This window comes from Streptomyces griseoflavus, assembly GCF_014649995.1.
Classification (GTDB): Bacteria; Actinomycetota; Actinomycetes; order Streptomycetales; family Streptomycetaceae; genus Streptomyces; species Streptomyces griseoflavus.
Genome location: NZ_BMUC01000016.1, coordinates 100,861 through 127,233 on the forward strand (window position 1 = coordinate 100,861; position 26,373 = coordinate 127,233).

A 26,373-nucleotide genomic window follows, 5' to 3' on the forward strand; every position below is an offset into this window, starting at 1 on the left:
TGTCACTTCTCCTCGGTGGTGCGGAGTTCGGCGGTGGGCGCGAAGCGCCTCGTCGCGAGGGCGGTGGTGGGCGACGGGTGGGCGAGGGCGGGCTCGTTGCCGCCCAGCAGCAGGTAGAGGACGGCCATGCGGATGGAGACTCCGTTGGTGACCTGTTCGATCACGGTGCAGCGGTCGGAGTCCGCGACCTCGGCGGTGATCTCCATGCCGCGGACCATCGGGCCGGGGTGCATCACGATGGCGTGCTCCGGCATCCGTGCCATCCGCTCGCCGTCGAGGCCGTAGCGGCGCGAGTACTCCCGCTCGGTGGGGAAGAACGCGGCGTTCATCCGCTCGCGCTGCACGCGCAGCATCATCACCGCGTCGGACTTGGTGAGCGTGGAGTCGAGGTCGTACGACACCTCGCAGGGCCAGGTGTCGATGCCGACCGGCAGCAGGGTCGGCGGGGCGACGAGGGTGACCTCGGCGCCGAGGGTGTGCAGCAGGTCGACGTTGGAACGGGCGACCCGGCTGTGCAGGACGTCGCCGACGATGGTGATGCGCCGGCCGGAGAGGTCCTGGCCGATCCCCGCGTCCCGGCCGACGAGCCGGCGCCGCATGGTGAAGGCGTCGAGCAGGGCCTGCGTGGGGTGCTGGTGGGTGCCGTCGCCGGCGTTGATGACGTGCGCGTCGATCCAGCCGGAGGTGGCCAGCCGGTAGGGGGCTCCCGAGGCGCCGTGCCGGATGACCACGGCGTCCACGCCCATGGCCTCCAGGGTCTGGGCGGTGTCCTTGAGGGATTCGCCCTTGGAGACGCTGGAGCCCTTGGCGGTGAAGTTGATGACGTCCGCGGACAGCCGCTTCTCGGCCGCCTCGAAGGAGATCCGGGTGCGGGTGGAGTCCTCGAAGAAGAGGTTCACCACCGTGCGGCCGCGCAGGGTCGGCAGTTTCTTGATCGGCCGGTCGGCCACCCGGGCCATCTCCTCGGCGGTGTCGAGGATGAGGACGGCGTCGTCGCGGGTGAGGTCGGCGGCCGAGATGAGATGACGCTGCATCTGTCAGGCTCCGTAGGACAGTTCAAAAGAGGCGAGATCGGGCAGACGGGTACGCGCGTGGGCGTGCCGAGCCGGCGCACGCCTCGGCGTGCGCGTGACGTTCTACTGGGCGGTCTGCTTGGCGCCGAGCAGCACGGTGTCGCGACCGTCCTCCTCGGCGAGCAGGACCTTGACCGTCTCCCGCAGCGACGTGGGGAGGTTCTTTCCGACGTAGTCGGCGCGGATGGGCAGTTCGCGGTGGCCGCGGTCGACGAGGACGGCGAGCTGCACGGCGCGGGGGCGACCGATGTCGTTCAGCGCGTCGAGGGCGGCGCGGATGGTGCGGCCGGAGAAGAGCACGTCGTCGACGAGGACGACGAGGCGGCCGTCGATGCCGTCACCGGGAATCTCGGTGCGGGCCAGCGCGCGCGGCGGGTGCATGCGCAGGTCGTCGCGGTACATGGTGATGTCGAGCGAGCCGACCGGTACCTTGCGCTCGGTGATCTGCTCGAGCTTGGCGGCGAGCCGCTGGGCGAGGAAGACGCCTCTGGTCGGGATGCCGAGGAGCACCACGTCGTCGGCGCCCTTGGCGCGTTCGACGATCTCGTGGGCGATGCGGGTCAGTACCCGCGCGATGTCGGGGCCCTCGAGGACGGGCCGCGCGTCGGACTGCGCGTCCTGCGTGCCCGGCGTGTACTGCGTGTGCTGCTTGTCCATGTGACACGGACCTCCTTCTCCGCCTCACGGGACGGACCTTAAAGGACGTCGGATTGCGTCGCTCAGGTTATCAGGTCGGAATCATCCCGGAGCGACACCCCCGATCACTCGAATGGAGCAGCCGATCTTCGCTACCACGGAAGAGTCGGTGTGGACCATTCGGCTTGACGCGCGAGAGTAACGCTGCGTAACCTCACAGTGAGTTACCAGCCGCGCGGCATGGAAACCAGCCAGAGCCGCGTCGACACAGTGCCGGGGAGCTATATGTCCAGCGAATACGCCAAACAGCTCGGGGCCAAGCTCCGGGCGATCCGCACCCAGCAGGGCCTTTCCCTCCACGGTGTCGAGGAGAAGTCCCAGGGCCGCTGGAAGGCGGTCGTGGTCGGTTCGTACGAGCGCGGCGACCGCGCCGTGACCGTGCAGCGCCTCGCGGAGCTGGCGGACTTCTACGGCGTTCCGGTGCAGGAGCTGCTGCCGGGCACGACCCCGGGCGGCGCCGCCGAGCCGCCGCCGAAGCTGGTCCTGGACCTGGAGCGGCTGGCCACGGTGCCGGCCGAGAAGGCGGGCCCGCTGCAGCGCTACGCGGCGACGATCCAGTCCCAGCGCGGCGACTACAACGGCAAGGTGCTCTCCATCCGCCAGGACGACCTGCGCACCCTCGCCGTCATCTACGACCAGTCGCCCTCGGTCCTCACCGAGCAGCTGATCAGCTGGGGCGTCCTCGACGCGGACGCGCGCCGCGCGGTGGCGTCGCACGAGGAGTAGGGCTCCGCACGAGGAGCGGGACACCGCACCGGGAGCGGGACCTGGCCGCTCGCGCAGAAACGTGCCGCCGGGGGCCGGAACCCAAGTGGGTTCCGGCCCCCGGCGGCTTCTCGTGGGTGGGGCGGTCCCGGTTCGGCCGCGGGCCGTCCCGGGCGCGGTCTCCCGCACCCTCGCGGGGCGTCCTACTCCCGGCGCAGGGACGGCTTGAGTTCCTTGAGCCGGCCCAGCAGGCCGTTCACGAAGGAGGGCGACTCGTCCGTGGAGAACTCCTTGGCCAACTGCACCATCTCGTCGAGGACGACCGCGTCCGGGGTCTCGTCGACCCAGATCAGCTCGTAGGCGCCCAGACGCAGGATGTTGCGGTCGACCACCGGCATGCGGTCCAGGGTCCAGCCGACCGAGTACTGGGCGATCAGCTCGTCGATGCGCCGCGCGTGTTCCGCGTAGCCCTCGACGAGTTGCATGGTGTACTCGCTCACCGGCGGCTGCCGGGTGTCGGACCGGGAGTGCCGGATCCAGTCGGCGAGGACCGTCAGGACCTCGGTGCCGCGCTGGTCGCCCTCGAAGAGGATCTGGAAGGCACGCTTGCGGGCCGTGTTGCGGGCAGCCACGGTTAGCTGTTCACCCGGCCGAGGTAGTCGCTGGTGCGGGTGTCGACCTTGATCTTCTCACCGGTGGTGATGAAGAGGGGGACCTGGATCTGGTGACCGGTCTCCAGGGTCGCCGGCTTGGTGCCGCCGGTGGAGCGGTCGCCCTGCACGCCCGGCTCGGTCTCCTGGATGGTCAGCTCGACCGCGGCGGGCAGCTCGACGAAGAGCACCTCGCCCTCGTGCTGCGCGACGGTCGCCTCGAAGCCCTCGACGAGGAAGTTCGCGGCGTCGGCGACCGTCTTGCGGTCGATGTGCAGCTGGTCGTACGTCTGCATGTCCATGAAGACGAAGTACTCGCCGTCCATGTACGAGAACTGCATGTCACGCTTGTCGACGGTGGCCGTTTCGACCTTGACGCCGGCGTTGAAGGTCTTGTCGACGGTCTTGCCGGACAGCACGTTCTTCAGCTTGGTGCGCACGAAGGCCGGGCCTTTGCCGGGCTTGACGTGCTGGAACTCGACGACGGACCAGAGCTGGCCGCCTTCGAGCTTGAGCACCATGCCGTTCTTGAGGTCGTTCGTGGAAGCCACGGTTGCGGAATCTCCTGGACTGGACTGACGTGGACGACGGCCGGGGCGGGGGCAGGCGCACAGCTCGGAGGCTAGAGCGCGAGCAGCTCCTTGGTCGTGATGGTGAGTAGCTCGGGTCCGCCGTCCGCCTCGGGGCGCACGACGAGCGTGTCATCGATCCGGACTCCGCCCCGGCCGGGGAGGTGCACCCCCGGTTCGACGGTCACCGGCACGCAAGCGTCCAGTTTACCCATGGCCGCAGGGGTCAATTGAGGGTCCTCGTCGATTTCCAGTCCTACGCCGTGACCGGTGCGCGCGGGGAGCGCCTCGGCGTACCCGGCGGAGTCCAGGACGTGGCGCGCCGCGCGGTCCACGTCACGGCAGGAGGCGCCCGGGACGAGGGACTCCCGGCCGGCCCGCTGGGCCGAGAAGACGAGGTCGTACAGCTCGATCTGCCAGTCGGCGGGGGCCGTGCCGATGACGAACGTGCGGCCGATCTCGCAGCGGTAGCCGCGGTAGGTGGCGCCGAGGCAGACGGAGAGGAAGTCGCCCTCCTCGACGCGGCGGTCGGTGGGGCGGTGGCCGGGGCGGCCGGCGTTCGGGCCGGTGGCCACGGAGGTGGGGAAGGCGGGGCCGTCGGCGCCGTGGTCGACGAGGCGGCGTTCGAGTTCCAGGGCGAGATGGCGTTCGGTGCGGCCGACGAGGATGGACTCCAGGAGTTCGCCCAGGGCCTGGTCGGCGATCTCCGCTCCGATGCGGAGGCAGGAGATCTCCTCCTCGTCCTTGATCACGCGGAGCTGTTCCACCGCTCCGGCGATGCCGGCGAGACGGAGTTTCGGGGCGGCGGAGTGGATCTCGCGGTGCCGGGTCACGGTGAGGTGGTGTTCCTCGACGGCGAGGGAGTCGACGCCCTGGGCGACGGCGAGGCCGCCGGCGGCGACGGCCGGGTCGGCGCCGATGCCGTCCGTCAGGTGCAGGCGCAGCGATTCGTCGGGGCGGGTCTGCGGGGAGCGGTCGTCGGGCGGGGCCGCGCACACGAGGACGTCCTCGGTGCCGCCCAGCAGCAGGACGGCGCCCTCGGGGGCGGCGCCGGCGAGGTAGCGCACGTTGGCGGGGCGGGACACCAGCGCCGCCGTGCTGCCGACCGCGTTGCAGCATTCCCGTAGCCGCGCCCGGCGGACCGCGTAGACCTCAGACATTCTTCGAGCGTAGGAGCGGTGGCTGGATGTCGCCGGTCGAGCGGGGCCGAGTGGGGGGCCGGGTGGGCTGGGGGCCGCGCGTCGCGCACCGGCGCCCGCGGGAGCGTCCTGCCGGGCGACGGGCAGTCGCCCGGGGCGGGATCGTCGCCGCGGCGGACCGTTCACGGCGGGGGCATTTGAGGGCGCTCGGTCACCACTGGGGCGGGCTGGCTATCGAGCGGGCCAGGACCTCGTCCAGGACGCGGGCCGTCTCCGGTATGTCCAGCTGGGAGTTGTCGATGATCGGCAGGCCCGAGCCGTACCAGCCGGCCATACGGCCGTGGATGCGGGCCACCTCCTCGTCGCCGAGGCGGCGGTTGCCGGTGCGTTCCGCGTTGCGTTCCAGGACGACGTCCAGGCCGGGGAGGAGGACGACGGGCAGCAGGCCGGGGCCCACGTGGCGCTTCCAGCCGCCGAGGCCGACGACCGGGCGGTCGGGGAAGACCGCGTCGTCGAGGATGCAGGAGATGCCGTTGGCCAGGAAGTTGCGCGCGGCGAAGCCGCAGGTGCGGCGGGCCAGGCGGTACTGCGCCTCGGAGTTGTCGTTCCATCCGGACTGCGGGTCGGCGAAACCCGAGCGGACCCATTCCCGTACGTCGTCGAGGCTGATGTGGGCGGTCGGGACCCGGCGGTGGTCCGCCCAGTGCTTGGCCACGCTCGTCTTGCCGGCGCCCGCGGGCCCTATGAGCAGCACCGCGATGCTCGTGCCCGCGGGGTCCGGCACCGCCGGAGCCTGCGGAGGGCTGGGCATGGCGACCGGACCGCCGGGCGGCAGCGCCACATGGCCGGTGGTGTCCGGCGGCGGGGGCATCGAGGCGTGCTGCGGGCCCGCGGGGGGCCCGGGCGCGGGGTAGCCCGGTGCCGGAGGGGGCACCGGGGCGGGTCCCGGGTGCTGGCCCGGGTGGTGTGCGGCCGGTGACCAGCCGGCGGCCGGTCCGTGCCCCGGCTGGTGGGGCGGCGGCAGCGGAGAACCCACTGCGTGCTGCATCCGGTGCCACTCCGTCTCGTACAGGCGATGGGGCGCTGACAGCGGGGGCTCCCCGCGTGCTACCGAACGGTACCGCCCCCTGCCGCCGTTGTGTGAACGGCCGGGGGCGGCGGTGAGTGCCCGGGTTACTCCCCCACCTCGCCGTAGGCGGCGAGCAGGACGGCCGGGTCGGGTCCCTCGAGCACCGTGGGCCTGGCGAGCCCGTCGAGGACGACGAAGCGCAGCAGGTCGCCGCGGGACTTCTTGTCGACCTTCATGTTCTCCAGCAGCTTGGGCCACTGGTCGTAGCGGTAGTGCAGCGGCAGGCCCACCGACTGGAGGACCGTGCGGTGGCGGTCGGCGGTGGCGTCGTCGAGACGGCCCGCGAGGCGGCCCAGTTCGGCGGCGAAGTGCATGCCGACGGAGACGGCCGCGCCGTGGCGCCACTTGTAGCGCTCGTTCTTCTCGATGGCGTGACCCAGCGTGTGGCCGTAGTTGAGGATCTCGCGCAGTCCGGATTCCCTCAGGTCGGAGGAGACCACCTCGGCCTTGACCCGGATCGAGCGTTCGAAGAGTTCCGCGGTGTGCGGGCCCGCCGGGGTACGGGCGGCCTCGGGGTCGGACTCGATCAGGTCGAGGATCACCGGGTCGGCGATGAAGCCCGCCTTGATCACCTCGGCGAGTCCCGACACGTAGTCGTTGACCGGGAGGGAGTCCAGTGCGGCCAGGTCGCACAGGACACCGACGGGCGGGTGGAAGGAACCGACGAGGTTCTTGCCCTCCGCGGTGTTGATGCCGGTCTTGCCGCCGACGGCCGCGTCGACCATGGCCAGCACGGTGGTCGGGACGGCGATCCAGCGGACCCCGCGCAGCCAGGTCGCCGCGACGAACCCGGCCAGGTCGGTGGTGGCGCCGCCGCCGACACCCACGACGACGTCGGTGCGGGTGAAGCCGGACTGGCCGAGCGCCTTCCAGCAGTAGGCGGCGACCTCGGCGGTCTTGGCCTCCTCGGCGTTGGGCACCTGGATGGCGATCGCCTCGTAGCCCTGGCCGGCGAGGTCCGCGCGGAGCGCGTCGCCGGTCTCGGCGAGGGCCTCGGGGTGCACGACCGCGACCCGCTTGGCCCGGTCGCCGATCAGCCCGCCGAGCTCGCCGAGGAGCTGACGGCCCACCAGGACCTCGTAGGGGTCGGTACCCGCCGAGCCCGCGATGTGGATCCGCGTCACTGCCTCGTTGCTCATGCTTCCTTCAGCTCCAGTGCGTTCAGGGCGGCGTCGGCGATCTCTTCGGGGGTGCGGCCGTCCGTGGGCACGACGACCGTGGCGACCTCCTCGTAGAGGTGCCTGCGGGCCTCCATCAGCTCGCGCCACTGCTTGCGCGGGTTGACCGCGAGCAGGGGGCGGGCGGCGCCCAGACCGGTGCGCCGGGCCGCCTCCTCGACGCCCATCGAGAGGTAGACGACCCGCTGCGCGGCGAGCAGGGCGCGGGTGTCCTCGTCCAGGATCGCGCCGCCGCCGAGGGCCAGGACGCCCTCGTGCCCGGTGAGCGCCGAGCGCACGGCGCGCTTCTCGACGGCGCGGAAGGCCGCCTCGCCCTCGTCGACGAAGATGTCGGCGATGGTCCGGTTCTCGGCGGCGACGATGTCGTCGTCGGTGTCCCGGTAGCCGACGCCGAGGCGCTCGGCCAGCAGCGGGCCGACGGTGGACTTGCCCACGCCCATCGGGCCGACCAGCACGAGCCGCGGACTCATCGGATGGCCAGGTGGTCGAGGTACGACGTCACGTTGCGGCGGGTCTCGGTGACGCTGTCGCCGCCGAACTTCTCCGCGACCGCGTCCGCGAGGACCAGGGCGACCATGGCCTCGGCGACGATACCGGCGGCGGGCACCGCGCAGACGTCGGAGCGCTGGTGGTGGGCGGCCGCCTCCTCGCCGGTGGCGACGTCGATGGTCTTCAGCGCACGCGGCACCGTCGCGATCGGCTTCATCGCGGCGCGGACGCGCAGCAGTTCGCCGGTGGTCAGACCGCCCTCGGTGCCGCCGGAGCGGCCGGAGGCGCGCCTGATGCCGTCGGGGGTGGTGAGGATCTCGTCGTGCGCCTTCGAGCCGGGTACGCGGGCGAGGTCGAATCCGTCGCCGACCTCCACACCCTTGATGGCCTGGATGCCCATGAGAGCGGCGGCCAGGCGGGCGTCGAGCCTGCGGTCCCAGTGGACGTGGGAGCCGAGGCCGACGGGGACGCCGTAGGCCAGCACCTCGACCACACCGCCGAGGGTGTCGCCGTCCTTGTGGGCCTGGTCGATCTCCGCGACCATCGCCTCCGAGGCGTCCCCGTCCAGGCAGCGCACCGGGTCGGCGTCCAGCCGCTCCACGTCGGCGGGCGTCGGGTACACGCCGTACGGTGCCTTGGCGGCCGCCAGTTCCACGACGTGGCTGACGATCTCGATGCCGGCCGTCTCCTTGAGGTACGAGCGGGCCACCGCGCCGAGCGCCACGCGGGCGGCGGTCTCGCGGGCGGAGGCGCGCTCCAGGATCGGGCGGGCCTCGTCGAAGTCGTACTTCTGCATGCCGGCGAGGTCGGCGTGGCCGGGGCGGGGCCGGGTCAGCGGGGCGTTGCGCGCCAGGCCGGCCAGGACCTCGGGGTCGACCGGGTCGGCCGCCATGACCTGCTCCCACTTCGGCCATTCGGTGTTGCCGACCATGACCGCGACCGGGGAGCCGAGGGTCTTGCCGTGCCGTACGCCGCCGAGGAAGGTGACCTCGTCGCGCTCGAACTTCATCCGGGCACCGCGACCGTAGCCCAGCCGCCGCCTCGCGAGGTGGTCCGCCACCATGTCCGTGGTGATCGGCACGCCGGCGGGAAGGCCCTCCAGCGTCGCGACGAGTGCGGGACCGTGGGACTCCCCCGCGGTCAGCCAGCGCAACCTGCTCAACGGTGCTCCTCCGTGCTTCGCGCCCCGGTATGCCGTGCGTACGCGACGGTTCGCGTACCGCTGTGGCGTGACGGGGGTGCGCGGCCCCGGTCCGCCACCTCCGATCCTCCCACGTCCGGGCGGGGGACCCGGCCGCCGGTCCATCAGGCGGACGGGCGTGATCGCGGTCCGGGCGGAGCGGGGATCAGGCGCTGCCCTCCCCCTGGGACCTGCCGGGACGTGGGTGCCGAGGAGGCCGGCGCCGCTCGGCCGCCGGGCGGTCCGATCCCTCGGCCCGGGGCTCAGCGGGCGGCGAGGGCCCGCTCTCCCGCCTTCCGCATGGCGTCCAGCGGGGCCGGGGAGCGTCCCGTCATCTGTTCCACCTGGAGTACCGCCTGGTGCACCAGCAGGTCGAGCCCGCTGATCACGGCACCTCCGTACGCGGACCAGCGAGCGGCGAGGGCGGTCGGCCAGGGGTCGTACAGCACGTCGAAGAGGGCCGCCGGGCGTTCCGGGACGGCCCGGGCGAGCGCGTCCGTGACACCGGCCGGGGTGGTGCTGACGACCAGCGGCGCGTGGAGGGCCTGTTCGGCATCCGCCCAGTCGGCGATGCGTACCGGGACGCCGAGCCGCTCGGCCCACCGGCGCATCTCGGCCGCCCGGGCCTCGCTGCGGACGTGGACGGTGACCTCCCCCGTGCAGATCCGCGCGAGGGCGGCGAGAGCGGAGGATGCGGTGGCTCCGGCGCCGAGGACGGCGGCGGTCTCCACCGTCTCGATGCCGTGTTCGCGCAGGGCGGCGACGATGCCGGGGATGTCGGTGTTGTCGCCGGTCCTGCGGCCGTCCTCGTGGAGGACGACGGTGTTGACCGCGTCCACGGAGGCCGCCGTCTCGCTGATCCCGTCGAGCAGCGGGACGACCGCCCGCTTCAGCGGCATGGTCAGGGACAGGCCGGCCCAGTCCGGGCCCAGCGTCCCGAGGAACCCAGGCAGCGCCTCCTCGTCCACCTCGAAGCGCTCGTACGTCCAGCCCTCGAGACCCAGTTCCGCGTACGCGGCCCGGTGCAGCACCGGGGAGAGGGAGTGGACGATCGGGGAGCCGAGGACGGCGGCGCGGCGCGAGGTCATCCGCTCTTCCTGGATTCGTTGAACTCCTTGACCAGCTTGGCGTGTTCGGCGTTGGTCCTGGTGAACTTGCTGGTCTTCCCGTCGAGTGAGATGAAGTAGAACCAGCCCTCGTCCGTCGGGTCGAGCGCGCCCTTGATCGCGTCCTCACCGGGGTTGCTGATCGGTCCGGGCGGCAGGCCCTTGTAGAAGTACGTGTTGTACGGGTTGTCGTAGTTCCTGAGTTCCGCGAGGGTCAGGTCGATCTTGCTCTGGTTCTTGATGTAGTTGTACGTGGAGTCGAACTCCAGCATGCCGTTGGTCTCGGTGTTGCCGGGTTCGAGGCGGTTGTAGATGACCTCGGCCATCTTGCGGAAGTCGCTGTGGCTGGTGCCCTCCGCCTGGACGAGGCTGGCGATGGTGACCAGCTGCCACGGGTTCTCCAGCCCGAGCTTCGCGGCCTCCTTCTCGACCCCCAGCTTGTCGTACACCTCGGTGGCCTGCGCGACCATGCGCTTGAGGACGTCCTCGGGCTTCTGTCCCTTGGACACGCCGTAGCTGGACGGGAAGAGGAATCCTTCCAGCGGGTCCTTGACGTCCTTGTGGTTCTTGGCCCACTCGGGCAGACCGAGCTTCTCCCAGTCCTCCTCGGCCACCTTGGCCGTGGTGCCCGCCGTCACCCCGAGGCGCGCGTCGATCAGCTTGTAGATGTCGGCGTTGCGCTTGCCCTCGGCGATGATCAGGTTGTTGCGGCTCTTGGGGCTGAGCATCAGCTCCACCGCACTGGCCGCCGACATCTCCTTCTGCAGCGTGTACACGCCGTCCTGGATGGTGTTGCCCTGCGGGTTGGACGCCTGGGCCGCGACGAACGCGTCGACGCTCTTGACGACGCCGTTCTTCTTGAGTTCCTGGCCGATGGCGTAGCCGCCCGAGCCCTTGGGGATCGTGACGGTCACCTGCTGGCCGTTGCCGCCGCCCGCGTAGTCCTCGGGGCTGCCGAAACGATCCTGGTAGAACTGGTAGCCGAAGTAAGCGACACCGGCCAGGCCGCCGCCGAAGACCGCGACCACCACGAGGCAGGCCAGACCGCTGCGTCGTTTCTTCTCCTTGCCGCCGCGGCGCTCGCCGCGTCCGCGCCGGTCGGCCGGTTCGTCGTCGTCGCGGTCGTCGTCGCCGCCGGCGAAGAAGGCGTGCTCGCCCTGGTCGGGGCCCGGGTCCCAGTCGGTGTCCGGCTCGGGCTCGGGTTCGGTGCGGCGGCGGTTGGGCGGTTCGGGCGGCGGATAGGCGTCGGCGGTGCCGTAGTAGTCGCCCTGGTCCCCGCCGTAGCCGCCCGGCTGCTGCCCGTACGGGTTCGCCGGGTCGGCGGCGTAGGGGTCCTGCGGGTGGTGCGCGCCGACGGGCCAGCCGTTCTGGTCGTACTGCGGCTGGGGCTGGTTCTGGTGCTGCGGGTTCTGGTCGTACTGCGGCTGCTGCTGCTGCGGGGCGTACTGCTGGTCGTACTGCGGGTACTGCTGCTGCCCGTAGCCCTGCTGGTCGGGCTGCTGCCCGTACCCCTGCTGCTCGCCACTGCCCCAGTCGCCGTACTGCTGCCCCTGCGGCTGCTGCGGGTACTGCTGCTGGGGCCGGCCGTCGTAAGGGGACGGCGGGCCCTGCTGGGCCTGCTGTCCTCCCCATCCGCCGTCCCCGTACAACGGGTCGTCCGGATGCCACGGTTCGGAGCCTTGGCCCCGGCCATACTCAGTCATCGATCCCCTAGAGCCGCGAGGCGGCGGGCGCCCGGCCACCTGAAGACCACGGCTTCCGTCCCGTCTCTCTCTGTGCGCCGGCTGTTCGAACACCGCCCGCATCGCGCGGAACGTTACCGTATCGCGATCAGATGACCACTTCGACGCCCTCACCGGGTGGTCTGCCTGACACCCGTTCGGATTCCAGTGCCTGCTGGAGGATGATCACCGCGGCCGCCTGGTCGATGACGGAGCGGCCCTTCCTGGACTTCACACCGGAGGCGCGCAGCCCCTGACTGGCCGTCACCGTCGTCATGCGTTCGTCGACGAGGCGCACCGGAACGGGCGCGATCAGACGGGCCAGTTCGAGGACGAAGCCGCGGACCTTCGCCGCGGCGGGGCCCTCGCCGCCCTTGAGGGAGCGGGGCAGGCCGGCGACGACCTCGATGGGCTCGTACTCCTCGACGAGCTGCCTCAGTCTGCGGTGCGCGGCCGGGACGTCCCGGCCGGGGACGGTCTCGACGGGGGTGGCGAGGATCCCGTCGGGGTCGCAGGAGGCGACCCCGATGCGGGCGTCCCCGACGTCGACCGCGAGACGGCGGCCGCGGCGCATCGCCGGGCCGTCCGTCCGCTCGTTCGCCGGTCCGTTCACTTGGCGGTGTCCGCCACGAGGCGCTCGACGGCGTCGACGGCCTCGCCGACGGCGGCCGGGTTCTGACCGCCGCCCTGGGCGACGTCCGGCTTGCCGCCGCCACCGCCGCCGAGCGTCCTGGCGGCGGTGCGCACCAGGTCACCGGCCTTGAGACCGCGCTCGCGGGCGGCCTCGTTGGTGGCGATGACGGTGAGCGGCTTGCCGTTGCTGACCGCGAAGAGGGCGACGACGGCGGCCCGTCCGCCCTGGATGCGGCCGCGCACGTCGAGGACCAGCTTGCGCAGGTCGTCGGCGGCGGTGCCGTGCGGGACCTGGCCGGTGACCAGGGCGACGCCCTTGACGTCCTTGGCGGACTCGGCGAGACCGGCGGCGGCCTGGAGGACCTTCTCGGCGCGGAACTTCTCGATCTCCTTCTCGGCGTCCTTCAGTTTGCCGAGCATGGCGGAGACCTTCTCCGGCAGTTCCTCCGAGCGGCCCTTGAGCAGTTCGGTGAGCTGGTTGACCACCGTGTGCTCACGGGCGAGGAAGTTGTAGGCGTCCACGCCGACCAGGGCCTCGATGCGGCGCACCCCGGAGCCGATGGACGACTCGCCGAGCAGCTTCACCAGACCCAGCTGGGCGGTGTTGTGCACGTGGGTGCCGCCGCACAGCTCCTTGGAGAAGTCGCCGATGGTGACGACGCGGACGCGCTCGCCGTACTTCTCGCCGAACTCGGCGATGGCGCCCTGCTTCTTGGCCTCGTCGATGCCCATGACGTCGGCGCGCACGTCGAGATCGCGGGCGAGCACCTCGTTGATCTTCTGCTCGACGTCCAGCATGACCGTCTGCGGTACGGCGGACGGGGAGCCGAAGTCGAAGCGGAAGCGGCCGGGCTGGTTCTCGGAGCCGGCCTGGGCGGCCGTCGGGCCGAGGGCGTCGCGCAGCGCCTGGTGGGTGAGGTGGGTGGCCGAGTGGGCGCGGGCGATGGACTTGCGCCGGCGGTCGTCGATCGAGGCCTGGGCCTTGGCGCCGACGGTGATCTCGCCGACCTGGACGACGCCCTTGTGGACGTAGACGCCCGGGACCGGCTTCTGGCAGTCGCGGATCTCGATGACGGCACCGGAGTCGGCCCTGATCCGGCCGGTGTCGCCGATCTGGCCGCCGCCCTCGGCGTAGAACGGGGTGCGGTCGAGGACGATCTCGACCTCGTCGCCCTCGGTGGCGGCCGGCGAGGAGACACCGTCGACGAGGATGCCGACGACCGTGGACTCGCCCTCGGTGTCGGTGTAGCCGATGAAGTCGGTGGCCCCGGCGCGGTCGGCGATCTCGCGGTAGGCGCCGAGGTCGGCGTGGCCGGTCTTCTTGGACAGGGCGTCGGCCTTGGCCTTCTCCCGCTGCTCCTTCATCAGGCGGCGGAAGCCGTCCTCGTCCACGGAGAGCCCCTGCTCGGCGGCCATCTCCAGGGTGAGGTCGATCGGGAAGCCCCAGGTGTCGTGGAGCAGGAAGGCCTTGTCGCCGGGCAGCACGGTGGAGCCGGCGGACTTGGTGTCGGTGATGGCCGTGTCGAGGATGTTGGTGCCGGCCTTCAGCGTCTTCAGGAAGGCGTTCTCCTCGGCGAGGGCCACCTTCTCGATCCGCTCGCGGTCGGTGACCAGCTCGGGGTACTGCTGCCCCATCATGCGGATGACGACGTCGATCAGGTCCCTGACGACCGGTCCGGTGGCACCGAGCAGGCGCATGTTGCGGATGGCGCGGCGCATGATGCGGCGCAGCACGTAGCCGCGGCCCTCGTTGCCGGGGGTGACGCCGTCGCCGATGAGCATCACGGAGGTGCGCATGTGGTCGGTGACCACGCGCAGCGAGACGTCCGAGGCCTGGGCGTCGCCGTAGCGGACGCCGGTCAGCTCGGTGGCCTTGTCGATGACGGCCATGGAGGTGTCGATCTCGTACATGTTCCGCACGTCCTGCAGAATCATGGCGAGCCGCTCGAGGCCGAGACCGGTGTCGATGTTCTTGCTCGGCAGGTCCCCGAGGATCGGGTAGTCCTTGCCCGGACCCTCGCCCCGCTCGTACTGCATGAAGACCAGGTTCCAGATCTCCACGTACCGCTCGTCGTTGACGGCGGGGCCGCCCTCGGCGCCGAACTCGGGGCCGCGGTCGTAGTTGATCTCGGAGCAGGGACCGCAGGGGCCGGGGACGCCCATGTCCCAGAAGTTGTCCTTCTTGCCCAGGCGCTGGATGCGCTCGGCGGGCACGCCGACGACGTCGCGCCAGATCTGCTCGGCCTCGTCGTCGTCCTGGTAGACGGTGATCCACAGGCGCTCGGGGTCGAGGCCGTAACCGCCCTTGTCCTGGGCGCCGGTGAGCAGCTCCCAGGCGAGCTTGATGGCGCCTTCCTTGAAGTAGTCGCCGAAGGAGAAGTTGCCGCACATCTGGAAGAACGTGCCGTGCCGGGTGGTCTTGCCGACCTCTTCGATGTCGGGGGTGCGCACGCACTTCTGCACGCTGGTGGCACGCTCGAAGGGCGGCTTGACCTCACCCAGGAAGTACGGCTTGAAGGGCACCATGCCGGCCGGGACGAGCAGCAGAGTCGGGTCGTCCGCGATGAGCGACGCCGAAGGGACGACGGTGTGCCCGCGCTCCTCGAAGAAGCTCAGCCAGCGGCGGCGAATCTCGGCCGACTCCATCAGTGGTCCTCATTCCGGTTGTACGGGTACGTCGTGTACGTCGACTTGTGCGCGGGGCCCTCGACGTACTTGGGGCTGGTGCGGTTCTCGATGACGGCGTAGCCCCGGGGCGGCGGGAGTTCGCGGTCGACGGGGGCGTTGAGCCCGAGCGCGTCGCTCAGTTCGGCCTCGCGCCGCGCCATGTTGTCGCGGACCTCGAGCGCGAAGTCGACCGCGCGGTCCCTGAGCCGGCCGCCGGCCTCGATCGCCTTGTTCGCCGCGGTGACGGCGAGGTGCTCGGGCGTCAGCTGCTTGATCTTGCGGTTGACCTTGGTGGTGGCCCACACTCCGGCGGCGACGCCGCTGGTGAACCAGAACGTTCGGCGGAACATCGCTGGGTCAGTCCCTCTTTCCCCGGGTCCGCTTGTCACGCCGCGCGCCCGGGACGGTACGGCCCACGATCACGGAACGCCGCGGCTCCTCGGCCGGGGCGTCGTCCTTGCGGCCGCTGACGGCCCGGCGCACGCCGTAGCCGAAGGCGGCGACCTTGACCAGCGGGCCGCCGAAGGTGGAGGCCACGGTGGTCGAGAGGGCGGAGGCGTTGGAGGTGACCTCCTGGACGTCGGAGGCGATCGCGTCGACCCGCTCGATCTGGGTCTGCGCGGACCGCACCGCCGTGGAGGCGTCCGCCAGCAGCGGGACCGCCTGGTCGGTCACCTCCGCCACGAGCTTGGTGGTCGCCCGGAGCGTCTGGGCCAGCCTCGCCAGCGCGACGGCGAGGAAGGAGACCAGGATCGCCCAGAACACGGCCACCAGGATTCCGGCCACCTCGCCACCGGACACTGTGTGCACCCGCTCCCTTGTCACGCGCCTGAACATCGAGAAAGTCGTGTACCCGAGCCTATCGCGCCCATGACGCCCCTCCGTACCGGATTACCGGGCGCCGCCGGCCGAGTCGCCGCGGGAGGGGGTGCGGGAAAAGACGAACCCGCCGCCTCGTCCGCCCGGAGGGGCGGGGAGACGGCGGGCTCTGGACACCGCGTGCCTGCTGGGATCAGCGGGCGTAGTACTCGACGACGAGCTGCTCGTCGCAGATCACCGGGATCTCCTTGCGGTTCGGCTCACGGTCCAGGCGGAACGCCAGGGCCTTGAGGTTCACCTGGAGGTAGCGCGGGATCTCACCGTCGGGGGCGAAGCCACCCTCACGAGCGATCGTGAAGAGGGTCTTCTCCTTGCTGCGCTCACGGACCTGCACGACGTCGTCCGGGCGGACACGGAAGGAGGGCTTGTCGACCTTCTTGCCGTTGACCTGGATGTGGCCGTGCGTGACCATCTGGCGGGCCTGGTAGATCGTGCGGGCGATGCCCGAACGCAGGACCAGCGCGTCGAGACGGCGCTCGAGCTCGATGACGAGGGCCTCGCCGGTCTTCATCGAGGTCTTGGAGGCGCGCTCGTAGGCGCGGACCAGCTGACGCTCGGAGAGGTCGTACTGCGCGCGCAGACGCTGCTTCTCCAGCAGACGGACCTTGTAGTCCGAGTTCTGCTTGCGGCCACGGCCGTGCTCACCCGGGGGGTAGGGGCGGGCCTCGAAGTACTTGACGGCCTTCGGGGTCAGCGCGATGCCGAGGGCACGCGACTTCTTGACCTTGGGGCGGGACTGGTTCGCCACTTCTTTTCCTTTTCCTTTTCGGCTGCCTCAGGGTTACGGGAGGTCGCATCCGCAGCCTGGGGATTCCCCCCGGGTCCGGTGGGACCTGGTGGGCAGCCGCTCCCCTGGTCTGGGCACATACGTGCAGCACACGAACGGCCCACCGACCGGTCCCCTGACGTGCGGGTGGTGGTGGGCTGCCCGCGACACCTACGACGGTGCGCGACGCTCCTGGATCGAAGATCCGGCTGGGTGTCCCGCCTGAGGCGCCGACCGGAGCCGGACACGGGACTCAGCACTGCGCACGAGTCTACAGGGTGGTCACGAGCGCTTCCGACCGAGGTGCTTCCTGGTCCACTCCACCGCGTCCGCGTAGCGGGCCTCCGCACCGTGCCGGGTGGGCTCGTAGTACTCGCGGTCCTTCAGCGCGTCCGGCGCGTACTGCTGGGCGGCGATGCCCTCGGGCAGGTCGTGCGGGTAGGTGTAGCCCTTCCCGTGCCCCAGCTTCGTCGCCCCCTTGTAGTGGCTGTCCCGCAGGTGGGACGGCACGGGCCCGGCCAGGCCCTTGCGCACGTCGTCCAGGGCGGCGCCGATGGCGGTGGTCGCCGCGTTGGACTTGGGCGCGAGGGCGAGCGCGATGGTGGCGTGGCTGAGGGTGAGGGCGGCCTCGGGGAAGCCGATCATGGCGACGGCCTGGGCGGCGGCGACCGCGACGGACAGCGCGTGGGGGTCGGCGAGGCCGATGTCCTCGCTGGCGGAGATCATCAGCCGGCGGGCGATGAAGCGGGGGTCCTCGCCGGCTTCGATCATGCGGGCCAGGTAGTGCAGGGCGGCGTCCACGTCGGAGCCGCGGATGGACTTGATCAGGGCACTGGCGACGTCGTAGTGCTGGTCGCCGGCCCGGTCGTACTTCACCGCCGCCCGGTCGACCGTCTCCTCCAGGGTGGCCAGGGTGATCTCCGCCTCGCCCTTGTCGAGGGCGGCGCCGGCCGCGGCCTCCAGGGCGGTGAGCGCGCGCCGGGCGTCGCCCCCCGCGATCCGCTGGAGGTGGTCCGCGGTGTCGTCGGGGAGGGTGAGGGCGCTCCTGAGGCCCCGCTCGTCGGTGAGGGCCCGCTGGAGCAGGTCGCGGATGTCGGCGTCGGTGAGCGGTTCGAGGGTGAGCAGCAGGGACCGGGAGAGCAGCGGGGAGATGACCGAGAAGTAGGGGTTCTCGGTGGTCGCGGCGATCAGGGTGACCCAGCGGTTCTCCACGGCCGGGAGCAGGGAGTCCTGCTGGGCCTTGCTGAAGCGGTGGATCTCGTCGAGGAAGAGGACGGTCTCCTGGCCGTACCCGCCGGAGGCGCGGCGGGCGCCGTCGATGACCGCGCGGACCTCCTTGACGCCCGCGGTGATCGCCGAGAGTTCGACGAAGCGCTTGTTGGTGGCCTTGGAGACGACGTAGGCCAGGGTCGTCTTGCCGGTGCCGGGCGGGCCCCAGAGGAACACCGAGGAGGGACCCGCGGGGCCCGAGGCTCCTTCGCCGACCAGTCTGCGCAGCGGGGAGCCCGGCTTCAGCAGGTGTTGCTGGCCCACCACCTCGTCGAGGGTGCGCGGGCGCATCCGGACCGCCAGGGGGCTGCCGGTCGGGTCCTTCTCCTGGCGTTCTTCTGCTGCGGCGGTGAACAGGTCGGGCTCCACGCTGAAACCCTAAGGCACCGCACCGACAGCCCGGGGCGGGCGGTCAGCTGGTCCAGAACTCCCACCAGCGGGTCAGGATCAGCATGCCGATGATGCCGATGTGCAGGACCGGCAGCACCCAGGTGAACTCGCCGAAGAAGCCCTTCAGCCAGCCCGGCGCGGGCAGGAAGCCCTTGCGGACGTTGAACGACGTCACGTACCAGAACATGATGATCGTGGCGACCCAGGCCAGGCAGCACCACAGGCACAGGGCGTTGATCCGGTACAGCGACTGGAACATCAGCCAGGCGCAGAAGACGACGCCGAAGAGCATGCCCGCGTTGAGGGTGAGCCAGTACCAGCGCGGGAAGCGGGCGCGGGCCAGCAGGCTCATGCCGACGCAGACCACGATGCCGTAGGTGACGAGGCCGAGCATCGGGTTGGGGAAGCCGAAGACGGAGGCCTGGTCGCTCTCCATGACGCTGCCGCATGAGACCACGGGGTTGAGGCTGCACCCGGGGACGAACGTCTCGCCCTTGACCTTGGCCTCGAGCAGCTTGAACTTGTCGAGTGTGATCACCCACGCGGCGAGCACACCGGCGGCGCCGGTGATCACCAGGAGCAGGGCCAGGGCCCTGCTCGCGCCTTCCGTGCGGGGCGCGGAGGCGGGGCGCTCCGGCGAGGCCGAGGGTTCGGGCTCCATGTCGACGTCCCTGACTGTCGTCTTGCTCATCACGCCGATTCCGTCACTAGAGAGTGTGGACCTGCTTCTGGCTGGGGGCCATTGTGCCGTACGGGACTGTGGATGCGCCGTCGAGCGGGCATAAGGGCATACCGGCGTTCGCCCGGGAGCGTTCGGTTCCGGCCGACACGCGTGGGGGCGTCGCACAGGTGCTCCCTGCCGGATCCCTCCCGGGGGTGCCGGGCGGTGCCGCGCCGTTGACGCGAAGGCGCCGGGCACCCCGGAGGGCACCCGGCGCCTGTCGCGCGGGGTCAGCCGAGCCGCGACTCCAGTTCGGCCACGATCTCGTTCACGCCGACGGCGGTCTGCTCGCCGGACTCCATGTCCTTGAGCTGCACCACGCCCTCGGCGAGGTCGCGTTCCCCGAGGACCAGGGCGTAGCGGGCGCCCGAGCGGTTGGCGGCCTTCATCGCGGCCTTGAGGCCCTTGCCGCCGTAGGCGAAGTCCGCGGCCACGCCGTTCTTGCGCAGTTCGGTGACCTTCGCGAACAGCACCCGGCGGGCCTCCTCGCCGAGCGGCACCGCGAACACGCTGGTGGATGCGGGGAGTTCGAGCTCGACACCCTCCGCCTCCAGGGCCAGTACAGTGCGGTCGACGCCGAGGGCCCAGCCGACGGACGGCAGCGCGGGGCCGCCGATCATCTCGGACAGGCCGTCGTAGCGTCCGCCGCCGCCCACCGCGGACTGCGATCCGAGGCCGTCGTGGACGAACTCGAAGGTGGTGCGCGTGTAGTAGTCCAGGCCGCGCACCAGCTTGGGGTCGTCCTCGAAGGTGACACCCGCCGCCGTGATCAGCTCGCGCACCTCCTCGTGGTACGCCTTGCAGGCGTCGCAGAGGTAGTCGCGCAGCAGCGGCGCTCCGGTGAGCTGCTTCTGCACCGACTCGCGCTTGTCGTCCAGGACGCGCAGCGGGTTGATCTCCGCGCGGCGCAGGGTGTCCTCGTCGAGGTCGAGGCCGCGCAGGAAGTCCTGCAGCGCGGCCCGGTACACCGGGCGGCACCCCTGGTCGCCGAGGCTGTTGAGCAGGATGCGGAAGTTCCTCAGGCCCAGTGAGCGGTACGCCTGGTCGGCGAGGATGATGAGCTCGGCGTCCAGGGCCGGGTCCTCCGCGCCGACCGCCTCCGCGCCGACCTGGGAGAAGTGGCGGTAGCGGCCCTTCTGGGGGCGCTCGTAGCGGTAGTACGAGCCCGAGTACCAGAGCTTGACCGGGAGGTTGCCGGCCTTGTGCAGGTTGGCCTCCAGGGCGGCGCGCAGCACGGAGGCGGTGCCCTCGGGGCGCAGGGCGAGCCGGTCGCCGCCCTTGGTCTCGAAGGCGTACATCTCCTTGGTGACGATGTCGGTGGACTCACCGACACCGCGTGCGAACAGCTCGACGTTCTCGAAGCCGGGCGTCTCGATGTAGCCGTAGCCCGAGCCGCGCAGCGGGGCCGCGATGGCCTCGCGGACGGCGAGGTACTTCGCGCTGTCCGGCGGGATCAGGTCGTAGGTGCCCTTGGGGGCCTTGAAGGTGCTCACGGAAGTCTCTCGTCACATTCCTCGTCGGGGAGCCTCGGCGGCGCCGCGTCCTTGGCGGTCCGCCGCCACCTGCCGCAGATAGGGGTTGGTGGCGCGCTCCTGGCCGATGGTCGTCTGGGGGCCGTGGCCGGACAGCACCACGGTCGAGTCGTCGAGCGGCAGGCACACGCGGGCCAGCGAGTCGAGCATCTCGGCCATGTCACCGCCGGGCAGGTCGGTGCGTCCGATGGAGCCGGCGAACAACAGGTCGCCCGAGAACATGACCGGCGGGATGTCCGCCGCCTCGGGCATGTTGAAGGTCACCGACCCCTTGGTATGGCCCGGCGCGTGGGCGACGGAGAACGTGAGGCCCGCCAGCTCCAGCCGGGAACCGTCGGTGAGCTCCTTGACGTCGTCGGGCTCGCCCACGGTCAGCTCGCCCATCAGCGGCATGCCGATGGCCCGGCCGATCCCCTTTTCGGGGTCGCTCATCATGTAGCGGTCCTCGGGGTGGATCCAGGCCGGTACGTCGTGCGCCCCGCAGACGGGGACGACGGAGGCGACATGGTCGATGTGGCCGTGGGTGAGGACGACGGCGACGGGCTTGAGCCGGTGCTTCGCGACCGCCTCCGCCACGCCGTCGGCGGCCTGGTGGCCGGGGTCGATGATCACGCACTCCTCGCCGGCGGCGGGGGCGACGAGATAACAGTTCGTCCCCCAGGCCCCGGCGGGGAACCCGGCAATGAGCACGATCGTCCTTCGTTGTGTCGGTACGGGAGGCTTGCGACGGGGCTTCGCCCGTGGTCAGAGCCTACCGGCGCTGCCGATTCCTCAGCGAACCCATATACGGTACGGGGCACACGCAGGCGGTCGGCTCACCGCACGCACGCACGCGTACCGGCCGGCACACGACACGCATGAGGAGAGAACCCGGTGGTCAGCCAGGAACAGCGGCGGCGTCAGCTCGCCCGGGAGAAGTTCTTGCGGCAGCAGCAGCGACGCACCGAGGCGCGCCGCAAGTCGCGGACGCGCAACTCGGTGATCGCGGCCGTGCTCGGTGTGGTCCTCGTGGGCGGCCTCGGCCTGTACACGACCGGGGCGCTGGAGGGGGACGACGACAAGACCGACGCGAACGCGGAGGTCACGCCGAGCGCGGCGCCGGCCAGCAAGGCTCCGGACCCCTGCGACAAGCCCGCCGAGGGCGCGGTCAAGTCGCAGACGTGGAAGAAGGAGCCGGCGATGTCCATCGACAAGTCGGCGAAGTACACCATGACGCTGGACACGACCTGCGGTTCGATAGACCTGGCGCTGAAGGCGTCGGCGGCGCCGCACACCGTCAACTCCTTCGCGTTCCTCGCGGACAAGGGCTACCTCGACCACAGCAAGTGCCACCGGCTCACCACCAACGGCATCTACGTGCTGCAGTGCGGTGACCCGACGGGCACCGGTACCGGCGGCCCCGGGTACACGATCCCGGACGAGAACCTGAAGGACGCGAGCCTGAAGGACAACATCTACCCGGCGGGCACGGTCGCGATGGCCAACACCGGGCAGAAGGACAGTGGTGGCAGCCAGTTCTTCCTGGTCTACCAGGACAGTCAGCTTCCGCCCAACTACACACCGTTCGGCACCGTGTCGGAGGCCGGCATGGCGGTGCTGAAGAAGATCGCGGGCGCCGGGGAGAACACCGGAGCCGGTGACGGGGCACCCAACGCGACGGTCGTGATCGACAAGGCGACCGTCACCGAATCCTGAGCCCCAACTGCGTAATTTCGGTCGCGCGGGATGCGGACAGGCATCCCGTCGGTCGCCTATGTTGGCCGTGACGAAACTGTGGACGATGCCCGGGGGAGCTCGCAGGCCCCCTCGACGGCATCATGTGGAGGAGGCGCTGTGAGCAGCGACCCGTGGGGCCGCGTCGACGAGACGGGGACCGTGTACGTGCGTACGGCCGACGGTGAGCAGGTCGTCGGTTCCTGGCAGGCGGGCTCCCCCGAGGAGGCGCTGGCCTACTTCGAGCGCAAGTACGAGGGACTGGTTGTCGAGATCGGCCTCCTCGAGAAGCGAGTGAAGACCACCGACCTGTCGTCCAAGGACGCCCAGACCGCGATCGGCCACCTGCGCGAGCAGGTCGACGCCCATCACGCGGTCGGCGACCTGGACGCCCTCAGGGCCCGGCTGGACAAGCTCGTGGAGCTGGTGGAAGCGCGCCGCGAGGAGCGCAGGGCGCAGCGGGCCCGGCAGTCCGACGAGGCGCGCCACGCGAAGGAGGCACTGGTCACCGAGGCCGAGGAACTGGCGCAGTCCGACCAGTGGCGGGCGGCCGGTGAGCGGCTGCGGTCGCTGGTGGACACCTGGAAGGGCCTGCCGCGGCTGGACCGCAAGTCCGACGACGAGCTGTGGCACCGGTTCTCGCACGCGCGGTCGGCGTTCTCCAAGCGGCGCAAGCAGCACTTCGCGCAGCTGGACGCGCAGCGCGAGGAGGCCCGTAAGACCAAGGAACGGCTGGTCGCCGAGGCCGAGTCGCTGTCGAACTCGACGGACTGGGGTGCGACGGCCGCCCGCTACCGCGAGCTGATGACGGAGTGGAAGGCCGCGGGCCGCGCCCAGCGCGAGCACGAGGACGACCTGTGGAACCGCTTCCGGGGCGCCCAGGACGTGTTCTTCGCCGCCCGCGGCTCGGTCTTCGCCGAGCGGGACGCGGAGCAGGCCGAGAACCTCAAGCTCAAGGAGGAGCTGGCCGGGGAGGCGGAGAAGCTTCTGCCGATCACCGACCTGAAGGCCGCGCGGGCCGCGTTCCGTGCGATCAACGAGCGCTGGGAGGCCATCGGCCACGTGCCGCGGGACGCCCGCCCGAAGGTCGAGGGCCGGATGCACACCGTGGAGCGTGCCCTGCAGGAGGCCGAGGAGGCCGAGTGGCGCCGGACGAACCCGGAGGCACGCGCGCGTGCCGCGGGTCTGACCGGTCAGCTCCAGGCGGCCGTGGACAAGCTGACGGGCCAGATCGAGCAGGCGCGTGCGCAGGGCAGCACCGCCAGGGCGGAGAAGCTCGAGCGTGAGCTGGCGGGCCGCCAGGCGCTGCTGGACCAGGCGCTGAAGGGCCTGCAGGAGTTCGGCGGCTGAGAACCGCCCACGAAGAGGGGCCGCCGTACCGGGGTACGGCGGCCCCTCTTCGTGTGTCCTACGTACGGTTGCGGGCCGAGGTGACGCGGTAGACGTCGTAGACGCCCTCCACACCGCGCACGGCCTTCAGGACGTGCCCGAGGTGCTTGGGGTCGCCCATCTCGAAGGTGAAGCGGGAGGTGGCGACGCGGTCGCGGGAAGTCTGCACGGCGGCGGAGAGGATGTTGACGTGCTGGTCGGACAGGACGCGGGTGACGTCCGACAGCAGCCGGGAACGGTCCAGCGCCTCGACCTGGATGGCGACCAGGAACACCGAGGACTGGGTCGGCGCCCACTCGACCTCGAGGATCCGCTCGGGCTCGCGGGACAGCGAGTCGACGTTGACGCAGTCGCTGCGGTGCACGGAGACGCCGCTGCCGCGGGTGACGAAGCCGATGATGGGGTCCCCCGGGACCGGGGTGCAGCAGCGGGCGAGCTTGACCCAGACGTCCTCGACGCCCTTGACGATGACGCCGGGGTCGGAGCCGGCGCGGCGCTTGCGGCTGCGGCCGCGGGCCGGCGGGACGCTCTCGTCGATCTCCTCGGTGGCCGCCTCCTCGCCGCCGAGGGCCTGGACGAGCTTCTGCACGATGTTCTGCGCGGAGACGTGGCCCTCGCCGATCGCCGCGTACAGGGCGGAGATGTCCGAGTAGCGCATCTCGTGCGCGAGGGTGACCAGGGAGTCACCGGTGAGGATGCGCTGGATGGGCAGGTTCTGCTTGCGCATGGCGCGGACGATGGAGTCCTTGCCGTGCTCGATGGCCTCGTCCCGGCGCTCCTTGGAGAACCAGGCGCGGATCTTGTTGCGGGCGCGGGGTGACTTGACGAAGCCGAGCCAGTCACGGGAGGGGCCGGCGCCGGCCGCCTTGGAGGTGAAGACCTCCACCAGGTCGCCGTTGTCGAGGGTGGACTCCAGCGGTACGAGACGGCCGTTGACCCGTGCCCCTATGGTGCGGTGGCCGACCTCGGTGTGGACCGCGTAGGCGAAGTCCACGGGGGTGGCACCGGCGGGCAGCGCTATGACGTCGCCCTTCGGGGTGAAGACGAACACCTCGTTGCGCGAGAGGTCGAAGCGCAGGGACTCCAGGAACTCGCCCGGGTCCTCGGTCTCCTTCTGCCAGTCCAGGAGCTGCCGCAGCCACGCCATGTCGTTGATGGCGGCCGAGTCCCTGCCGGCCTTGCCGGTCGCCTTGGGTACGTCGGTACGGACCTTGGAGGCGCCGGCGACGGCTTCCTGCTTGTACTTCCAGTGCGCGGCGATGCCGTACTCGGCGCGGCGGTGCATGTCGAAGGTGCGGATCTGCAGCTCGACCGGCTTGCCGCCGGGGCCGATGACCGTCGTGTGCAGCGACTGGTACATGTTGAACTTGGGCATCGCGATGTAGTCCTTGAACCGGCCGGGGACCGGGTTCCATCGCGCGTGCACGGTGCCGAGGGCCGCGTAGCAGTCGCGGACGGTGTCCACGAGGACGCGGATGCCCACCAGGTCGTAGATCTCCGCGAAGTCACGGCCGCGGACGATCATCTTCTGGTAGACGCTGTAGTAGTGCTTGGGGCGGCCGGTGACGGTCGCCTTGATGCGGGCGGCGCGCAGGTCCTGCTGGACCTCGTCGGTGACGATGGCCAGGTACTCGTCGCGCTTGGGCGCCCGCTCGGCGACCAGGCGCACGATCTCGTCGTACATCTTGGGGTAGAGGATCGCGAAGGCGAGGTCCTCCAGCTCCCACTTGATGGTGTTCATGCCCAGCCGGTGGGCGAGCGGCGCGTAGATCTCCAGGGTCTCGCGCGCCTTCTTCTCCTGCTTCTCACGCTTGAGGTAGCGCATGGTGCGCATGTTGTGCAGGCGGTCGGCGAGCTTGATGACCAGGACGCGGGGGTCCTTGGCCATGGCGACGACCATCTTGCGCACGGTCTCGGCCTGGGCGGCCTCGCCGAACTTGACCTTGTCGAGCTTGGTGACGCCGTCGACGAGGAGGGTGACCACGTCACCGAAGTCGCGGCGGAGGTCCTCCAGGCCGTACTCGGTGTCCTCGACGGTGTCGTGCAGCAGGCCGGCCATGAGCGTGGCCGGGTCCATGCCGAGCTCGGCGAGGATGGTGGTCACCGCGAGCGGGTGCGTGATGTACGGGTCGCCGCTCTTGCGTTTCTGGCCGCGGTGCCAGCGCTCGGCGACCTGGTAGGCGCGCTCGATCTGGCGCAGGGTGGCGTTCTCGATCTTGGGGTCGTTGCTGCGGACGATGCGCAGCAGCGGCTCCAGCACCGGGTTGTAGGGGTTGGCGCGCTGGACGCCCAGCCGGGCGAGGCGGGCCCGTACGCGGTTGGAGGATCCGGAGCGGGCGGGCTGTCCGGTGTTGGGGCGGGCCACGGCGGCGGAACGCTCTGGCGGGGACGGCTTGGGGCGCGTCTGCTCGGGCTTGTCCACGGGCGCGGACTGGGCGTGCTGGACCGGCCCACGCGCGTCGTTCTTCGCGTGGGGCGCGCTCGGCGCGGGCTTCGCCGCGGCCGCCGAGGCGGACTCGGGCTTGGCTGCGGTCAGATGCTGGGCCTCGTCTGGCAAGAGGACTCCTCGTGCGCGATCCGGGTCCCCCGGTCAGGCTCCGGAGACCCCATGGTAGCGATCCCCTGCTCACGGATCGCCTTCGGAGCGGTGTGAGGACCGTCTACCCGGGAAACGCACGGGACGGACACCGGATTCCTCCGAGTCCGCCCCGTGCCGCGCACCGGTCCCGGGTGACGCGACGCGAAAGCGCCCCGGAACGGGTTCCGGGGCGCCCTCGTG

The 26,373-nt window shown here is 71.0% G+C and carries 24 protein-coding genes; 3 read left to right on the top strand and 21 right to left on the bottom strand.

Translation table 11 applies throughout. From position 1 onward, the window contains the following. Window positions 1–2 precede the first annotated feature (2 nt). Window positions 3–1,034: an aspartate carbamoyltransferase catalytic subunit gene (locus tag IE172_RS27810; RefSeq protein WP_190100071.1), complete on the bottom strand. Its 1,032-nt coding sequence runs from the start codon at window positions 1,032–1,034 to the stop codon at window positions 3–5. Between the two features lie 102 nt (window positions 1,035–1,136). Continuing rightward, the gene (gene pyrR / locus IE172_RS27815; protein ID WP_190100072.1) at window positions 1,137–1,730 is read right to left on the bottom strand and encodes a bifunctional pyr operon transcriptional regulator/uracil phosphoribosyltransferase PyrR; all 594 of its coding nucleotides are present in this window, start codon (window positions 1,728–1,730) and stop codon (window positions 1,137–1,139) included. 264 nt (window positions 1,731–1,994) lie between these two features. Between pyrR and bldD the strand changes: the two genes are divergently transcribed. After that, complete coding sequence (bldD, locus tag IE172_RS27820; RefSeq protein WP_190100073.1) at window positions 1,995–2,495, top strand: transcriptional regulator BldD; 501 nt, start codon at window positions 1,995–1,997, stop codon at window positions 2,493–2,495. 182 nt (window positions 2,496–2,677) lie between these two features. On the opposite strand, the gene nusB is transcribed toward bldD, so the two are convergent. The 18 genes from nusB to IE172_RS27910 all read right to left on the bottom strand — a co-directional run bounded on the left by nusB (window position 2,678) and on the right by IE172_RS27910 (window position 21,182). Continuing rightward, on the bottom strand, window positions 2,678–3,106 hold the full coding sequence (gene nusB, locus IE172_RS27825) for a transcription antitermination factor NusB (RefSeq protein WP_190100074.1): 429 nt from the start codon (window positions 3,104–3,106) through the stop codon (window positions 2,678–2,680). Between the two features lie 2 nt (window positions 3,107–3,108). Continuing rightward, window positions 3,109–3,675, bottom strand: coding sequence for an elongation factor P (gene efp / locus IE172_RS27830; protein ID WP_190100075.1), 567 nt, complete (start codon window positions 3,673–3,675; stop codon window positions 3,109–3,111). 71 nt (window positions 3,676–3,746) lie between these two features. Continuing rightward, a complete protein-coding gene (locus tag IE172_RS27835; RefSeq protein WP_190100076.1) occupies window positions 3,747–4,853 on the bottom strand; it encodes an aminopeptidase P family protein in 1,107 nt (368 codons plus the stop codon). A gap of 190 nt (window positions 4,854–5,043) precedes the next feature. Beyond that, window positions 5,044–5,880 (bottom strand): Pro-rich N-terminal domain-containing protein, encoded by an 837-nt coding sequence (locus IE172_RS27840; RefSeq protein ID WP_190100077.1) that lies wholly within the window; start codon window positions 5,878–5,880, stop codon window positions 5,044–5,046. Window positions 5,881–6,005: 125 nt separating this feature from the next. Continuing rightward, entirely contained in the window at window positions 6,006–7,100 is a 1,095-nt protein-coding gene (aroB, locus tag IE172_RS27845; protein WP_190100078.1) for a 3-dehydroquinate synthase, read from the bottom strand. Next, on the bottom strand, window positions 7,097–7,609 hold the full coding sequence (locus tag IE172_RS27850; RefSeq protein WP_190100079.1) for a shikimate kinase: 513 nt from the start codon (window positions 7,607–7,609) through the stop codon (window positions 7,097–7,099). Before IE172_RS27850 ends, aroB begins: the two co-directional genes overlap by 4 nt. After that, entirely contained in the window at window positions 7,606–8,790 is a 1,185-nt protein-coding gene (gene aroC / locus IE172_RS27855; protein WP_190100080.1) for a chorismate synthase, read from the bottom strand. Before aroC ends, IE172_RS27850 begins: the two co-directional genes overlap by 4 nt. Before the next feature lie 281 nt (window positions 8,791–9,071). Further along, a complete protein-coding gene (locus IE172_RS27860) occupies window positions 9,072–9,896 on the bottom strand; it encodes a shikimate dehydrogenase (RefSeq protein WP_190100081.1) in 825 nt (274 codons plus the stop codon). Continuing rightward, a complete protein-coding gene (gene mltG / locus IE172_RS27865; protein WP_190100082.1) occupies window positions 9,893–11,617 on the bottom strand; it encodes an endolytic transglycosylase MltG in 1,725 nt (574 codons plus the stop codon). The genes IE172_RS27860 and mltG overlap by 4 nt, the downstream gene beginning before the upstream one ends. Window positions 11,618–11,744: 127 nt before the next feature. Continuing rightward, window positions 11,745–12,209, bottom strand: coding sequence for a Holliday junction resolvase RuvX (gene ruvX, locus IE172_RS27870; protein ID WP_190100154.1), 465 nt, complete (start codon window positions 12,207–12,209; stop codon window positions 11,745–11,747). A gap of 35 nt (window positions 12,210–12,244) precedes the next feature. Next, the gene (alaS, locus tag IE172_RS27875; RefSeq protein ID WP_190100083.1) at window positions 12,245–14,914 is read right to left on the bottom strand and encodes an alanine--tRNA ligase; all 2,670 of its coding nucleotides are present in this window, start codon (window positions 14,912–14,914) and stop codon (window positions 12,245–12,247) included. Continuing rightward, window positions 14,914–15,285 carry a hypothetical protein gene (locus IE172_RS27880; RefSeq protein ID WP_190100084.1) on the bottom strand — a complete coding sequence of 124 codons (372 nt, stop codon included), beginning with the start codon at window positions 15,283–15,285 and terminating at the stop codon, window positions 14,914–14,916. The genes alaS and IE172_RS27880 overlap by 1 nt, the downstream gene beginning before the upstream one ends. 7 nt (window positions 15,286–15,292) lie before the next feature. After that, complete coding sequence (locus IE172_RS27885; RefSeq protein ID WP_190100085.1) at window positions 15,293–15,745, bottom strand: DUF948 domain-containing protein; 453 nt, start codon at window positions 15,743–15,745, stop codon at window positions 15,293–15,295. A gap of 202 nt (window positions 15,746–15,947) precedes the next feature. Continuing rightward, the gene (rpsD, locus tag IE172_RS27890; protein WP_189560244.1) at window positions 15,948–16,562 is read right to left on the bottom strand and encodes a 30S ribosomal protein S4; all 615 of its coding nucleotides are present in this window, start codon (window positions 16,560–16,562) and stop codon (window positions 15,948–15,950) included. A gap of 300 nt (window positions 16,563–16,862) precedes the next feature. Next, entirely contained in the window at window positions 16,863–18,218 is a 1,356-nt protein-coding gene (locus IE172_RS27895; RefSeq protein ID WP_190100086.1) for a replication-associated recombination protein A, read from the bottom strand. Window positions 18,219–18,261: 43 nt separating this feature from the next. Beyond that, entirely contained in the window at window positions 18,262–18,930 is a 669-nt protein-coding gene (locus IE172_RS27900; RefSeq protein ID WP_190100087.1) for a vitamin K epoxide reductase family protein, read from the bottom strand. 260 nt (window positions 18,931–19,190) lie between these two features. Next, window positions 19,191–20,453, bottom strand: coding sequence for a histidine--tRNA ligase (gene hisS, locus IE172_RS27905; protein ID WP_190100088.1), 1,263 nt, complete (start codon window positions 20,451–20,453; stop codon window positions 19,191–19,193). 12 nt (window positions 20,454–20,465) lie between these two features. Next, window positions 20,466–21,182 carry an MBL fold metallo-hydrolase gene (locus tag IE172_RS27910; RefSeq protein ID WP_190100089.1) on the bottom strand — a complete coding sequence of 239 codons (717 nt, stop codon included), beginning with the start codon at window positions 21,180–21,182 and terminating at the stop codon, window positions 20,466–20,468. 183 nt (window positions 21,183–21,365) lie between these two features. On the opposite strand from IE172_RS27910, the gene IE172_RS27915 reads away from it, so the two are divergent. Next, the gene (locus tag IE172_RS27915; protein WP_190100090.1) at window positions 21,366–22,187 is read left to right on the top strand and encodes a peptidylprolyl isomerase; all 822 of its coding nucleotides are present in this window, start codon (window positions 21,366–21,368) and stop codon (window positions 22,185–22,187) included. A gap of 138 nt (window positions 22,188–22,325) precedes the next feature. Then, window positions 22,326–23,555, top strand: coding sequence for a DUF349 domain-containing protein (locus tag IE172_RS27920; RefSeq protein WP_190100091.1), 1,230 nt, complete (start codon window positions 22,326–22,328; stop codon window positions 23,553–23,555). A 58-nt stretch (window positions 23,556–23,613) separates the two neighbouring features. On the opposite strand, the gene relA is transcribed toward IE172_RS27920, so the two are convergent. Next, entirely contained in the window at window positions 23,614–26,151 is a 2,538-nt protein-coding gene (relA, locus tag IE172_RS27925) for a GTP pyrophosphokinase (protein WP_190100092.1), read from the bottom strand. Window positions 26,152–26,373: the final 222 nt, after the last annotated feature.